The sequence below is a fragment of the Rhodoferax sp. genome, assembly GCF_030646845.1.
Classification (GTDB): Bacteria; Pseudomonadota; Gammaproteobacteria; order Burkholderiales; family Burkholderiaceae_C; genus Rhodoferax.
In genome coordinates, this window is record NZ_JAUSLE010000063.1 from 1 (window position 1) to 14,818 (window position 14,818).

The following is a 14,818-nucleotide window of genomic DNA, read 5'->3' on the forward strand; positions in this document are numbered from 1 at the left end:
ACACGCACAGGTCAGCCGCGCCACCCGCCACCAGGCGACCGGTGCTGGCCTGGCGCTTGCCGAGCGAGGCACCCAGGACGGTGGCCGGACCCTGGGTCACCACCGCCAGAGCGCGCGCTAGACTGACACCGCTGTCCTGACTCCATTTCAGCGCAAGGCTCAGCAGCAACTCGACGCCGGTGGCACCGGGCTCGCTCTCGGCAAAGGGCAGCGCCTTGGCGTTCGCGTCCACCGGCGTGTGGTCAGACACCAGCGCATCAATGGTGCCGTCCAGCAGACCGGCGCTCAGGGCATCGCGGTCACGTTGCTGGCGCAACGGTGGGTTCAACCTAGCCCGGCTGTCAAAGTAGCCGATGTCGGCATCGGTCAAGTGCAGCGAATTGATGCTGATATCGCAACTCACAGGCAAGCCGTCGAGTTTGGCCTGGCGCACCAGGGCCACGCCGGCAGCACTGCTGAGTCGACACAGATGCACCCGGGCACCGGTGGCCTTCATCAGCTCGAAAATGGTGTGCAAGGCAATCGTTTCCGCCGCGACCGGCACCCCGCTCAGGCCCATGCGGGTGGCCAGCGCGCCGCTGGCGGCCACGCCTTTGCCAAGAAAAAATTCCTGCGGTCGCAGCCAGACGGCATAGTCAAAGGTGCTGGCGTACTGCAGCGCGCGCTGCATCACCTGGGTGTTGGCCAGGGGCACTTCCGCCTGGCTGAAGGCAACGCAGCCGGCCTCGGTCAGCTCCAGCATCTCCGTGAGCGTCTCACCGGCGAGGTTGCGGGTCAGGGCACCCAGCGGATAGACACGTGCCTGGTTCAGTTTTTCGGCTCGAAAGCGCAGCATCTCGACCAGGCCCGGCTCGTCCAGCACAGGCTCGGTATCGGGAAGGCAAACGAGACTGGTCACGCCACCCGCGACTGCGGCCGCCATCTCCGACTCCAGCATGCCTTCATGCTCATGACCAGGCTCGCGCAGACGCACCGCCAGGTCCAGCAAACCGGGCGCCACGACACAGTCCGTAGCGTCGATGGTCTGGCCCGGCTGGAAATCAGGCGCTATATTTTTGATAGCTACCACCACACCATTGGCGAGGGCTACATCCGCAATTTCATCGAAACCACTGGCGGGATCAATGACCCGGCCACCCTTGATCAGAATGTTCGTCAGTGTCTTCATATCAGGCCTCGTTCCCCGCCACGATGCTCATCACCGCCATGCGCACCGCAATGCCAAAGGTCACCTGCGGCAGGATCACGCTCTGCTTGCCGTCGACCACGGCCGAGTCAATTTCCACACCCCGGTTGATCGGGCCCGGGTGCATCACGATGGCATCCGGCTTGGCCAGCAACAGCTTCTCGGGCGTCAGGCCATAACTCTTGAAGAATTCCTGACTGGAGGGCAACAGCGCACCGCTCATGCGCTCGCTCTGCAGGCGCAGCATGATGATGACGTCGCAACCCTTAATGCCCTCTTCCAAGGTGTGGCACACCCGCACGCCCATTTGTGCCATGTCCGCCGGCACCAGGGTCTTCGGGCCGACCACCCGCACCTCAGCACAGCCGAGTGTGGTCAGGGCATGGATGTCGGAGCGGGCCACGCGCGAGTGCAGCACATCGCCGACGATGGCCACTGTCAGGTTGGAAAAATCCTTCTTGAAATGCCGGATGGTGTACATGTCCAGCAAGCCTTGCGTCGGGTGCGCGTGCCGCCCGTCACCGGCATTGATCACATGCACGTGCGGCGCCACATGCTGGGCGATGAGGTAAGGCGCCCCTGACTCGCCATGCCGCACCACGAACAGGTCGGCGGCCATCGCGCTCAGATTGGCAATGGTGTCCAGCAGCGATTCGCCTTTGGAAGCCGACGAGCGCGCAATATCGAGATTGATGACATCGGCGCTCAGCCGGGTCGCCGCGATCTCAAAGGTTGTGCGGGTGCGCGTCGAGTTCTCGAAAAAGAGGTTGAACACACTCTTGCCGCGCAGCAAAGGCACTTTCTTCACTTCACGGTCGTTGACGCTGACGAAATTCGCCGCCGTATCCAGCACCTGGGTCAGGATGCTCCTAGGCAGGCCCTCGATCGAGAGCAGGTGAATCAGTTCACCGTTTTTATTGAGCTGGGGATTGCGCTTGTTGAGCATGGCTTAGCGGGCTTCCACGTTGAAACTGAACACCCCGGCTTCACTGCGTGCCAGCGCCAATGACTGGGTGGCGGGCAAGGCAACGCGAGCGGCGCAGAAATCAGCCTGAATCGGCAACTCGCGGCCACCCCGGTCCACCAGTACCGCAAGCTTCACGCTGGCTGGCCGCCCGAAATCAAACAGCTCATTGATCACCGCGCGTATGGTACGCCCGGTGAAAAGCACGTCGTCAAGAAGGATGATGTGCGCTTCATTCACGTCAAAGGCAATCTGCGTCTGCGCGCCTGCCGTCATGCCCCGCCGGGAGAAATCGTCGCGGTGCATGGAGGATGAGATGATGCCGGGGCGCTCCGGCAGGTTCATGTCGCGCTGCAAACGCTCGGCCAGCCACACGCCGCCCGAAGTCACACCCACCAAATGCATGCCGGGGCGAAATAGGGCCCGCACGCCCGCGAGTAACTCGAGGTAAAGCGCCTCAGCGTCCACGCTAAGTCTGCTCATGGAATACTCCTCAAAAACTGTTCCAGAATAATGCAGGCGGCAGCCGCATCGGCATCCTTGGCGCCCATGGCCAGCGCTTCGGTGGTGGTGTAGCGTTCATCCACCTCGAAGACCGGCAGCTTGAAGCGGCCATGCAACTGGCGGGCAAACTTTCGTGCCCGCAGGGTGTTCTCATGCTCTGCGCCATCGGGGTGAAACGGCACGCCCACCACCAGCGCATCGGGCTGCCATTCCCGCAACCGCTCGGCAATTTTGACAAAACGCGCGTCGCCCTCCGCAGTTATCGTGCCTTGCGGCTGGGCGGTGCGCATCAGTCGGTTACCCACGGCGAAGCCGGTACGCTTGATGCCAAAATCCAGCGCCAGAAAGGTCTGCAGGCCGACCGGCACATTCAGGGGATTCGCGTTGGTCATGCCGCTCATGCATGGCCCGCATCGGGTGACAGCATCCACGCTTCAAGGCCGAGCAGCAGCAGGGCCTTGTCGTAGCGCTGTGCCACCGGCGTGTCAAAAATGACACTGCTACTGGCGGCAACGGTCAACCAGCTGTTGTCGGACAGTTCTGACTCCAGCTGCCCTTCACCCCAGGCGGCGTAACCCAGTGACACCAGCACTTTGCGCGGCCCGGCCCCGGTGGACAGGGCTTCCAGCACATCTTTGGAAGTGGTCATCTCCAGCCCGCCGGGAATTGTCATGGTCGAGGCGTAGACAGACTCCGCCGGCTTGTCAGCATCCGCATACAGGGGTTCATGCAGGACAAAGCCCCGTTCGGTCTGAACCGGGCCACCTAGAAACACCGGGGCACTGGAGAGGTCCTCGCGCCGCAGCGGCAACTCAACCTTTTCAAACAGGCGTTTCATGTCCATGTCGCAGGGCTTGTTGATCACGAGCCCCAGCGCCCCACGCTCGCTATGCTCACACACATAGACAACGCTGCGGGCGAAAACCTCATCCTGCAATCCGGGCATGGCGATCAAGAAATGATTCGTCAGGTTGGTGAGGGCAAAATCTCCGGGCATGCGGGAATTTTAACGGTGATCATGAACAAGCAATTTCAAACAGGTCTGATGTGGTTCCGCCGCGATTTGCGGGTGGATGACAACGCGGCACTGTGCATGGCGTTGCAGGCCTGCCAAAAGCTCCATTGCGTCTTTGTCTTTGACCGGGATATCCTGGAGCCGCTGCCCCGCGCTGATCGACGGGTGGAATTCATCCGCGAGTCCTTGCTTGACCTCGACGAGGCACTTCGCCAACTTGGCGGAACGCCCGGCGCGGGTCTGATCGTGCGGCAGGGACAAGCCAGCGAGGAAGTTGTGACGCTGGCCAAAGCGCTGGAAGTCCAGGCGGTCTTTGCCGCCCATGACTACGAGCCACAAGCGCGGCAGCGCGATGCCCGGGTGTTGAGCGCCCTGGCGGAGGCGGGCATTGCGATGCACACCTGCAAGGACCACGTGGTCTTTGAAACCCGGGAAATCCTGACCAAAACAGGCACGCCCTATGGCGTTTTCACGCCCTACAAGAACACCTGGCTGGCGACCGTCACACCCCATCACTTGCGCAGCCACGATCCAGCGCCGTTTGCGTCGGCCCTGGCGCCACGACCGGTCGGCATGCAACAAACCGTACCGTCGCTGGAAGCTATTGGATTCAGGAAGACCAACCTGAGCGAACTCAAAATCCCCACCGGGGCGCGTGGCGCACGCAAGCTGTTCGAAGACTTCTTCGAGCGCATGGACGACTACCATGAAACCCGTGATTTTCCGGCCGTCAAGGGGCCAAGCTACCTCGGCGTCCACCTGCGTTTTGGCACTGTGTCGATCCGCCAGCTTGCCGCCACCGCTTTACAGCGGCAGATTCAGGGCAGTCATGGCGCCGCCGTCTGGCTGGGTGAACTGATTTGGCGCGACTTCTATTTTCAGATCCTGTCCAATTTCCCGCATGTGGCCCGGGGCGCCTACAAGCGCGAATACGACGCCATTCAATGGGAACAGGGCTCACACGCCGAAATGCTATTCAAAGCCTGGTGCGAGGGACGAACCGGGTACCCGTTGGTGGATGCCGCGATGGCCCAGATCAACCAGACAGGTTACATGCACAACCGTTTGCGCATGGTGGTGGGCAGCTTCCTGGTCAAGGATCTCGGCATCGACTGGCGCTGGGGTGAAAAATACTTTGGCCAACACCTGAACGATTTTGACCTGGCAGCCAACAACGGCGGCTGGCAATGGGTCAGCTCCAGCGGTTGCGACGCCCAACCGTACTTCAGAATCTTCAACCCGGTCAGTCAGAGCGAAAAGTTCGACAGTGAAGGGAAATTCATCCGCCGCTATTTGCCACAACTCGCCAAACTGTCCAACAAAGCCATCCACGCGCCATTGACCGCAAAGCCGCTGGAGTTGCAGATGGCTGGCGTGGCTCTGGGCCAGAATTACCCGATGCCCGTCGTGGCGCACGACGTGGCACGGGCGCTGACCCTGCAGCGATATGCAGTAGTCAAGAAGTCAGTCAAGTCGCCTTAGAAAGGCAGTCCGCCATACCGTCTGAACTCTGAGGCACCGCACCAACAAGGTCGCGCCCTATTCTGCAGTCTCAACAAGCGCAGCACAGTACTGCCGCACCAGGCCAATCAACTCGTCTTCGGAGTATGGTTTTCCCAGATAGTGGTCGACACCCAGCTCGCGCGCATGCTCGCGATGCTTTTCGGCAATACGCGAGGTAATCATGATGATGGGAAGGTCGCGCAGCTTGGCATCCCCTCGAATATTGCGCGTCAGGTCGAACCCATCCATACGCGGCATTTCAATGTCAGTCAGCACCACGGCGGGTTTCTCTTCCTGCAAGCGTTCCAGCGCCTGCAGGCCGTCGGCCGCCAGCGCCACCCGGAAACCTTCCCGCTTGAGCAAGCGCTGCGTGACGCGGCGAACCGTGATGGAATCATCCACCACCAGCACCAGAGGCGCCTGACCGACACTGGCCATCAGGGACGGCTGCGGTGTGGTGCCCGAGGAAGATGCCCCCGCTCCCTGCTCTGCATGCAGCTTGAGTTGACGCGCCTGTTCGCCATAGACGGAAGCCAATGCCACCGGGTTATAGATCAGGACCACGGCGCCAGATGCCAGCACCGACATGCCGGCCAGGCCGGGAAGACGGGACAACTGGGGCCCGAGGTTCTTGACAACAACCTCCTGGTTGCCAAGCACCTCGTCGACGTGTGCGGCCAGACGCTGACCCGCGCTGCGGAAAATGGCAACGGGCAAAGTCTTGGTTCGTGTTTCGCTGCTATTGACGGACGCCTGCAACAGGGCGCCGGCCCAGTAAAACGGAACCTGCTCGCCGCCGAACTCAAATACATCGTCGCGATAGGCGCGCTCCAGGTCGGCCGCGGGGACCCGACGCACCATCTCGATCAGATTCGCCGGCACACCAATCACCAAGTCGCCCATGCGCAGCATGACCACCTGAGTCACCGCAGTCGTCAGTGGCAACACCAGCTTGAACTTCGTTCCCAGTCCACGTTCGGTCGATGTTTCAATGCGCCCACCCAGTGCGTTGATCTCGGCTCGCACGACGTCCATGCCGATGCCACGGCCGGCGAGTTCAGTGACCTGTGAAGCGGTGGAAAACCCAGGGGTGAAAATGAGATTGGCCACCTCCGAATCCGTCAACGACTCTTGCCCGGAAATATGACCATCGGTCAATGCTTTCTGGCGAATTCGATCCAGATCGAGACCCGCACCATCGTCGCTGAACTCAACCGTCACATCGTTGCTCTGCTGATGCAGATTGATGGTAATGGTGCCCGCAGCCGGCTTTCCGGCCGCAATGCGAGCCGCCGGATCTTCGATACCGTGTGCCACCGCATTTCTCAGCAAATGCTCAAATGCCGGCGCCATGCGATCCAGCACGCCGCGATCCATATCCAATGAACCACCTTTGATGTCGAGCTTGACCTGTTTGCCGGAGTCCTTGGATGCCTGGCGAACAACGCCATACAAACGCTCCGAAATGCCCTCAAACTCCACCATCCGGGTACGCAGCAGGTCGCGCTGCAACTCGCGGGCCTGGCGCGCCTGGGCGATCAAATCATCTTCGGTCCCCTCCACCGTGCGCTGCAGATTACGCTGTACCGTGGCGACGTCGTGTACCGACTCGGCCATCATTCGTGTGAGTTCCTGAACCCGGGTGAAGCGGTCGAATTCCAACGGATCAAAACCCTGCGCCGAGTCTTTGGCCTGCGCCAGCCGCGACTGCATCTGGGATTCGGACTGCAGTTCGATATCGCGCAACTGACCTCTCAAACGGTTCAAATTGCCAGTCAATTCAGCCAGGGATCCACGCAACTGACCCAAACGCGCATCGAGCCGCGATCGCGTGATCATGACCTCACCCGCCTGATTGACCATGCGATCCAGCAATTGCGAACGCACGCGCACAGTCTGGTTGGATATGTGGCGCAATGGTGCCAGCGCAGGGACCGCCGGCAGGACCGTGGCCGCAAATGCGGCGATCGGCTCGGCACTTGCCGGTTCCGCTTCGGAAGTGGGGGCAGTGGAGAGTGCTTGTTCGACCACCGGACCTGCTTCTGGCAGACTCAAGGACTGTTCCGGACTGGCGCGCAGTTGATCCAAGTTTGCCTGGATGGCGTCAAAGCGGGTCAGCAGGGATTCCAGTTGCGCCGACTGCAAATACTCGGTACCGAGATACTCAATGGCCGACTCCATGCGGTGAGTCATCTCACCCAGGCGCATCGCCCCCGCCAGACGCGCGCTCCCTTTGAGGGTATGAAGCACGCGCAACACCTCGTTGCGAGCACCAAGATTGTCCGGCCGTGCGGTCCACTGCCTCAAGGCACCCCCAAGCTGCGGTAGCAACTCAAGCGCCTCTTCTTCAAAAATCGGGAAGAGATCAACGTCAAGGGCGTCGAGGACGTCGATATCGTCATCCTCGTCATCGATCAGCGCATGCCGTGGACCGACACCGGCATCAGAAGGAGCGGAAACCGACGTCGTGACATCGGTCTCAACAGGTGCGGCGTCTGCAGCGGCCGTAATCGGGGTCAGGGCAATAGACACTTCCGGCTCACTGTCCTGCGCCACTTCAGCACCCGGCATCTGATCAAGATCGAACTCGACCAGTGGCTCGACATACACGTTTTCTGCCACGCCCGCTGCAATGGCAGGAAATTCTGTCTCAAGAATGCCTTTGAGTGCGTCGAGAATCTCACGATCAGGCTGCTTGAGGAATCCCGCGGCAAACTGATGCAACAGGCGGCGGATATCTTCTGCCGCCGCAACGAACACCTGAGCGTGCTCTGGGATCCCCTGTGCGTGAAGCTGCACATGCTGCAGGGCTTGCTCGAGTGCCCGGGCAATCTCGGACAAGGCAAGGAATCCGACGGTTGCCGAACTGCCGGACAGGGAATGGGCCAATCCAACGGTCGTATCAGAAACCGGCCGATGCAACTCCAGCGCCCATTCACTCAGTTCGGTGAGCAAACGGCGCGACCATTCGTCAGCCTCATTCAGATAAACGTTATAGAGAGGGATGCCAATTCGCAAGGAACCAATCACCTTGACTTGCTCTTCCAATTCAGCAGCAACCAGATTGGCCTGTTCGGACTCTGCGGGCTCCATGCTCGCCAACTCGGGCAGATCGAAGTCCACGACGCTATCCAGAACAGCGTCAGCAGCCGTCTCCATGTCCGCCGCAGTATCTTCCTCTGGCGTCTCTGGCAGAGCTTCCCCGGCATCAGCTACCAATGCGGCGCCTTCGGCCTGTGGCGATTCACTCTCATCCGTCGCAATGGCCGCCAGGACGGGTGACTCCGTAACGGCAGCGATATCGCCAAAATCGAAATCATCCAGATCGAGCGGCATCTCGTCCACTGACGCCGCCAACGGCAAGTCGACACCGAGATCAATGGTTTGAGTTGAAGCGAAGTCAGGATAAGACTCGGGTTGTGGCGTTGACACCTGCAGTTCTTCACCAGGAAACACAAGGTCAACCATCGTGTTGTCAACGCGAAGGCCATCTGCGGCCTTCCGGAATACCTGCGCACTCCACTGCGAGTCATCACCGTCAGCAATGTCCTGCACCCAGCGACCAAATCCATGCATGGTCTTGCCGCACAGGCCAATCAACTCATCGCTCGCTGGCTTTTGCTCTGCCAACCAGCTATTGAGCAATTGCTCCATGGACCAGGCAGCCTCACCAAACTCATTGAGACCCACCATCCGCGCGCTGCCCTTGAGCGTGTGGAAAGCCCGTCGAAGCGTCGTCTGCTGCCCCAAATCGGTGGCGTCTACAGCCAGGTCCTTGATGGCCCCCAGCCCGGTTTGAACCACTTCGCGCGCCTCTTCCAGAAAGATATCCTTCAACTCGCGCTCGTCTTCGTCCGGCAACTCGGCGGGGACCTCACTGGTCGCTTCCTGCGCTGGAACGGCCGCTGAAGCGGCCGCCTCAACGGCAGGGGCCGCCTCCTGTTCCACAACCGGCATCTCCACCGCCGCAAGTTGGTCGGTGGCAATAGGCTCGGCGGGCGTTGTCGTCTTCTCGCGCCCCATCAGGGGCTTGAATTCGCCCAGTTCTTCGTCATAGACAAAAAGTTTCTTGGCAAGCTCACGCTGATAGCTCAGCATGTCGATCAAAAACCCAAGGGCGCCCAGACTGTTGCCCAGTTTTTCGAAAATGCCCGTACGCGCGGATTCAGCGTCGATATCGTCGACCAGAAATTTATCGACACTATCCCGCATGCGCAACGATGCCAGTGCAGCCTGATCAAGACCCAGAACCGAGAAAACCCCCCGCATCTGCGCCAATTGGCTCGGAACCTCGTGCAGGGGCAATTTGTCGAGCGGATTGCGGAAAAACGAGTCCAGAGATTTTTCGATCTCACCGAGCGTCGTTCGCAATTCGTCCACAACGCTGCCCATGATCTGGCGATCACTGACCCTGCGGTACAACTCTTCCATCCACCCCTCAAGCGGCTCAGGTTGCCCGCCGGCATTGACATGCTCCAGCCGCTTGGCGAGACTGGCACTGCGCTCGGCCATTTGGGAGTCTGTCGGATCCAGATCCTCATAGGCAGCCTCGAGGTATAGCACCGCGGTCGCCACTTCCATGGCCAGTGCTGGCGTAGGCGCCTCGCCCGAGCGCGCTGTGATTTCGATGGCCCGCGTCATGGCGCGCGCCAAGTCACCCCCTTCGGGGTGCAGCTTCAACACCGAATCGGTCACTAGGCTGAATTGATCCGTTGCCACCTTCAACCTGTTGGTGTCGCCTCCCGCGAGCGCAGACCAGGTCTCGGTAGCAGCCGCGATACGCTTGCGCGCCTGGACCAGTAACGCTGGATCGAAACGCCCGAACTGGGGTGTCTCGTAGTCAAATGACTTGGTCTGGGTTAAACCATAGGCCGAACGAACGGCTGCGAGCACAGGGGCATCTGCGACAGCTTTGGGAACAGCTTGCGCACAAAAGAACAGCAAATCCTGAACCAGCCGCTCGGAAATGCCTGCCTCACCACGTGCCAGCGTTCTATATTGAAGCAAAATTCTGGATGCGGCGCGTTTGCCGTAAACATCGGGGGGGCACAGGCCCAGAGACACCGCTTCAAAATAGGCGGCGCAAATCTTCCAGAAGACCCGTGGCTCCAGCGCACTTTGTCCGGCTGCAAAGCCCAGACTGATGCCGCGCATCGCTTTTGCGGCTGCCACGTCACCTGACTTGACGACTTTCAGGACATATTGGTCAATGCGAGCCCGAACTGACGAGTCGTAATCAAGAGGCACGACCCGTTCCGGCAAGACAACATCAATCCAGCGCCATTCGAGCGACCACAAGTCAGCCGGATGGACGCGATCATCACCAACCAGCTCCAGTACATCGCGGTACTGGGGAAACAATGCAACAGCCGACGCGACTTTTCCCTTGAGAACCCCCTCCAGGTATTCGGTCAGCGCAAAACTGGCGCGCTCCACCTTGTTGGCCGCATCGTCGCTGCAAAGCTCAGGGCGCTGCACAAACCGCTGGGCGAGCGCCTCCATGGCGCGCAAGACCTTGGCCGGCGCCGCCATGCCCACCATCTCCAAGGCACCAACGGCCTGATGAAGTTGCTGCCGCGCGATGCGCAACTGGCTGGCGTCCAGCGCGGCCAGATCAGAGCCGCGTGCCAATTCGGCATCCCGCACAAACCGGCGAAGGGCCTTGGTCGCGCCATCGAGCGATTTGCGGAGCTCATCGAGCACCCAGGCCAACGGCCCAAGGTCATTGGTCACCAGTTCATTGTCGCCAGTCAGGGCAGCGTTCGGTTGCATGGATTCGTGCACTCCTGGAGATAACAAGTTCAGATTGATGAGGGTCAGGCAATCTTGAACCGCGACACAGACTGGCGCAATTCTTCCGCCATCTTCGAGAGCTCGCGAACCTGGGCAGCGGTGGAACGCGTTCCCTCGCCCGTCTGCTCGGTCACGGCAAAGATGTGCTGAATGTTGTCAGCCACCACATTGGCCAGGTTCGCCTCGCGGGAGGTTGAATTGGAAATTTGTTCGATCAACTCAGCCAGACGACGAGACACCTGGTCAATCTCGGTCAAGGCGGTACCGGCGTTGTCAGACAGCTTCGCCCCCTCGACCACGCCCTGGGTCGACCGTTCCATGGCGCCCACCGCATCCTGGGTGTCAGTCTGAATCGCCTTGACCAGCGCAGAAATCTGGCGCGTCGCATCGGCCGATCGCTCGGCAAGTCGCTGCACCTCTTCGGCCACCACCGAAAAGCCCCGACCGGCCTCACCGGCCGACGCGGCCTGAATGGCAGCATTCAGCGCCAGCACGTTCGTCTGCTCGGTAATGTCGGAGATCAGCTCCGTGATTTCACCAATTTCCTGGGACGACTCACCCAGGCGCTTGATCCGCTTGGACGTTTCCTGAATCTGGTCCCGAATCGAATTCATACCACCAATGGCATTTTGCACGGCCTGAAGTCCGACCTCGGCTGCCTGCAACGACTGCCTGGCCACTGATGCGGATTCCTGCGCCTGGACGGACACCTCATTGATCCGGGAAGCCATCTCCACCACTGATCGGCCGGTTTCCCGAATTTCATGCAATTGCTCATTGGAGGCGGCCAGCAATTCCGTTGAAGTGTTGTCCACATCAGCTGTGGTTTGGGCGACGCGGGCCACCGTGCTTTGCACGTTACCCACCAGCGACCGCAGTTCCTCAACCGTATAGTTCACTGAATCGGCAATGGCGCCCGTGATGTCCTCGGTGACAGTGGCTTCCTGCGTCAAATCTCCTTCGGCGACCGTTTGCAGCTCGTTCATCAGGCGCAAAATGGCCGCCTGGTTGGCATCATTTACCCGCTTCGCCTCCTGCTCCTGACGCTCGGCATCCTGACGCTGCGCCTCAGCGGAGATCTGACGCTTGCGGCTGTCCAACAACTGGACATATGACAGGCCACCCGCGCACAACAAGGCAAAAAACGCAGACCCCACCAGCAACGACAAGGCTCCGCCGCCCAGACCCGTATGCGCTGACAGTTTGTCCTGCAGCTCCTGGAGATTCCGACGCAGCGGTTCGCTGTCCGCAATGATTGAAACCTGCGCCTCACGTGCGGAGACAAGACCCTGCAAATTTCCCAGAATGGCCCCGGCCTGCGTACGTGTCTCTTCGTAAAGCTTGATCAAGGCAGCCAGTTGCTCACGCGTTTGCGGGTCTTTTGACGCGGTCAATCGCAACTCGGGGCTGCCATCAAGCATGCCCTGCGCAATTTCCTTGAACGAGTTCAAATCCTTTCCCAGCAGGAAAACCGCCTCCGGGCTCACGCCCTCCACGGTCAAGAACTCGTTGGACGACTTGCCGATACGCTGTGTCAGCATCACGAGCTGGCCTGCAGCAGATATCTCTGTCGCTGGCGCGTTCTGCTGCAACTTGAGGGATGACACCGTCTCGGCGATTTCCAGAAGATCTGAAGACTGGCGGTTGATGAGACGAAGGGCTGCGCCCACCTGCGTCAGGATCTTCTGCTGCGACATCACGATCGCTGCGTTCTTCTCGGCCCGCTCCACCAAGGGCGTAATTTTTTCCAATTCAGGCAGGTATTCTTCGCCCAAGGCATCCAGACGCATCTGCTCATCACCCGCCTTCAAACCACGTACCGAGTTTGCCAGAACATCCGAGCTCTCCTTGACGTCCGGAAATGCCTGCGCACCACCCACCAGCGCCTGTGAAACTGACTTCGCCAGTCGTTGTGACTGCATCAGGGACTGGCCCGTAGCCCCCAACTGCTGCGCCACCCGGTCCGCCCGGCTCAATGCAAACATGGTCACAATGGCCAGCAAGACCAGCGCCAGACCCAATATGATCGACAACAGCCGTTGATGCTGGACCACCGTTTTCTTTCCCAGAACCGGAAGGGCAATAAGTTCGGCCGATTCCTCAGCGGACACATCGTCTTTTGCCGGCTCGGGCCTGACAGGTGCGGCGGCAACTGGCAGCTCGTTGTCCGGAGCCTCCTGCATTTGCTCGGTCACCATCGGATCCACGGTGGCGTCCGGCATGCCAAGACTCAAGCGGGAGTCCAGTTCGGACTCGGGTCCTTTTTTGGCAAACAGATTTTTGAGTTGATCGACGACGGACATAGTGAGACCTTAGATAGAGACTTAAGCGCTAATGCTGAGAAATTCGGGGAGTTGGGACAAAGACCGCAGGTTGATTTCCTGCCAATGCATGCCATTGAGGTCAGTGAACCGGTTTCCAAAAAAGACAGGAGACCCTTCAGGCGGTACAGTGGCATCGGTGAATGCTTCACGCTTGCGCAACCCCGCCAAGCCATCCACCATCAAAGCGCAATTGAGTTCCAGCGCCGCATTGAATGTAATGACGCTGGACTCGGCGAGCGACTGCTCGCTTCTTGCCCGCATCGACCCATCCCCCATGAAAGTAGCCAGGTCGACCACGCCGTAAAGACCGCCACGGAGATTGACCACCCCCATGAACCATGGGCGGGAATAGGGCACCAGCTGAATATTGGCCAGGGGGAATATCTCGCCAGATTGCGCCAGCGGGAAGAGATAGTTTGACTCACCCGCCCTGACGGCCAGCCACGAGGCTGAAACGCCCTCTGAACGAGCGGCCTGCAATCGGCTGGCAAGACGGGTCTGGAGTTCTCGGAGAGCTTCGCGATTAGCCATGCGGTCCTGAGGATCTCAGCCCAAAGCCCTGATCTTGACGAACAGCTCGGCCGCATCGACCGGTTTGGTGATGTAGTCACGCGCCCCCTGACGCATACCCCACACCCTGTCAGTCTCGAGACTCTTGCTGGTGCACATGATGATCGGAATGTCTGCGTATTCAGGCGTGCGGTTGATGGCTCGCGTCAGTTGAAACCCATTTTGGCCAGGCATCACCACATCCATCAGGATCAGATCAGGCTTTTCTTCGGAGAGTCGGCGAAAAGCTTCATCGGCACCCTCTGCGGTGCGGACCGACATGCCGTTTTTTTGCAACAGATCCGTCATGAACATCAACTCGGTTTTGGAGTCGTCCACGATCAGTACTTTTTGGATAGCCATCAATTTACTCCTTGCGTCACTGCGCCAAACTGCTGCACAGCCTGCAACAACTGGTCTTTGGTGAACGGTTTTGTCAAATAATCCTGTGCCCCGACCATTCGCCCACGCGCCTTGTCGAAAACGCCATCCTTGGAAGACAGCATGACAATGGGAACGCCAGCAAAGCGGGCATTGCGCTTGATGATGGCGCAGGTCTGGTAGCCGTCCAGCCTGGGCATCAGAATGTCGCAAAAAATGAGATGGGGCTGGTAATCATTGACCTTGGCGAGGGCGTCAAAACCATCCTCCGCGAGCGTCACTTCATGCCCACCCTGCTTGAGAAAAATCTCGGCGCTGCGCCGGATGGTATTGCTGTCGTCAATCACCAAAACTTTGAAAGTCGATCCAGTCGTATTCACAAAACAATGCTCCTGAATTGACATTTAACAATACTGAAGGTGCGCATCCTCAACAGAATAAGCTTCATATTTGCACCATTTCGAAATCTTCCTTACGAGCACCACATTCAGGGCATGTCCAGTTGACAGGCACGTCGCGCCACAGGGTGCCTGGCACAACGCCATGCTCTGGGTCGCCTGTTGCTTCGTCATAGATCCAGCCACAAATCAGACACATCC

The 14,818-nt window shown here is 59.6% G+C and carries 12 protein-coding genes; 1 reads left to right on the forward strand and 11 read right to left on the reverse strand.

Translation table 11 applies throughout. The features are described from left to right. The 5 genes from Q7T10_RS15035 to Q7T10_RS15055 all read right to left on the reverse strand — a co-directional run. Positions 1–1,168: dihydroorotase (locus tag Q7T10_RS15035; protein ID WP_304749808.1), on the reverse strand; the 1,168-nt coding region annotated here is incomplete at its 3' end. Position 1,169: 1 nt separating this feature from the next. After that, entirely contained in the window at positions 1,170–2,132 is a 963-nt protein-coding gene (locus Q7T10_RS15040) for an aspartate carbamoyltransferase catalytic subunit (RefSeq protein WP_304749811.1), read from the reverse strand. Between the two features lie 3 nt (positions 2,133–2,135). Continuing rightward, positions 2,136–2,633 (reverse strand): bifunctional pyr operon transcriptional regulator/uracil phosphoribosyltransferase PyrR, encoded by a 498-nt coding sequence (gene pyrR / locus Q7T10_RS15045; protein WP_304749813.1) that lies wholly within the window; start codon positions 2,631–2,633, stop codon positions 2,136–2,138. Continuing rightward, positions 2,630–3,046: a Holliday junction resolvase RuvX gene (gene ruvX, locus Q7T10_RS15050; RefSeq protein WP_370653780.1), complete on the reverse strand. Its 417-nt coding sequence runs from the start codon at positions 3,044–3,046 to the stop codon at positions 2,630–2,632. The genes pyrR and ruvX overlap by 4 nt, the downstream gene beginning before the upstream one ends. A 5-nt stretch (positions 3,047–3,051) precedes the next feature. Next, positions 3,052–3,651 (reverse strand): YqgE/AlgH family protein, encoded by a 600-nt coding sequence (locus tag Q7T10_RS15055; RefSeq protein ID WP_304749819.1) that lies wholly within the window; start codon positions 3,649–3,651, stop codon positions 3,052–3,054. A 21-nt stretch (positions 3,652–3,672) separates the two neighbouring features. Between Q7T10_RS15055 and Q7T10_RS15060 the strand changes: the two genes are divergently transcribed. Next, positions 3,673–5,151, forward strand: a complete 1,479-nt coding sequence (locus Q7T10_RS15060) for a deoxyribodipyrimidine photo-lyase (protein ID WP_304749822.1) — start codon at positions 3,673–3,675, stop codon at positions 5,149–5,151. 57 nt (positions 5,152–5,208) lie between these two features. On the opposite strand, the gene Q7T10_RS15065 is transcribed toward Q7T10_RS15060, so the two are convergent. From Q7T10_RS15065 to Q7T10_RS15090, 6 genes are all read right to left on the reverse strand, one after another. Continuing rightward, complete coding sequence (locus tag Q7T10_RS15065; RefSeq protein WP_304749825.1) at positions 5,209–10,944, reverse strand: Hpt domain-containing protein; 5,736 nt, start codon at positions 10,942–10,944, stop codon at positions 5,209–5,211. Positions 10,945–10,988: 44 nt separating this feature from the next. Next, positions 10,989–13,268, reverse strand: a complete 2,280-nt coding sequence (locus tag Q7T10_RS15070) for a methyl-accepting chemotaxis protein (protein ID WP_304749829.1) — start codon at positions 13,266–13,268, stop codon at positions 10,989–10,991. Between the two features lie 21 nt (positions 13,269–13,289). After that, positions 13,290–13,820: a chemotaxis protein CheW gene (locus Q7T10_RS15075; RefSeq protein WP_304749832.1), complete on the reverse strand. Its 531-nt coding sequence runs from the start codon at positions 13,818–13,820 to the stop codon at positions 13,290–13,292. A gap of 15 nt (positions 13,821–13,835) precedes the next feature. Further along, positions 13,836–14,201: a PleD family two-component system response regulator gene (locus tag Q7T10_RS15080; protein WP_304749835.1), complete on the reverse strand. Its 366-nt coding sequence runs from the start codon at positions 14,199–14,201 to the stop codon at positions 13,836–13,838. Continuing rightward, positions 14,201–14,599, reverse strand: coding sequence for a PleD family two-component system response regulator (locus Q7T10_RS15085; protein WP_304749838.1), 399 nt, complete (start codon positions 14,597–14,599; stop codon positions 14,201–14,203). The genes Q7T10_RS15080 and Q7T10_RS15085 overlap by 1 nt, the downstream gene beginning before the upstream one ends. A 64-nt stretch (positions 14,600–14,663) precedes the next feature. Further along, complete coding sequence (locus Q7T10_RS15090) at positions 14,664–14,816, reverse strand: rubredoxin (protein WP_304750239.1); 153 nt, start codon at positions 14,814–14,816, stop codon at positions 14,664–14,666. Positions 14,817–14,818: the final 2 nt, after the last annotated feature.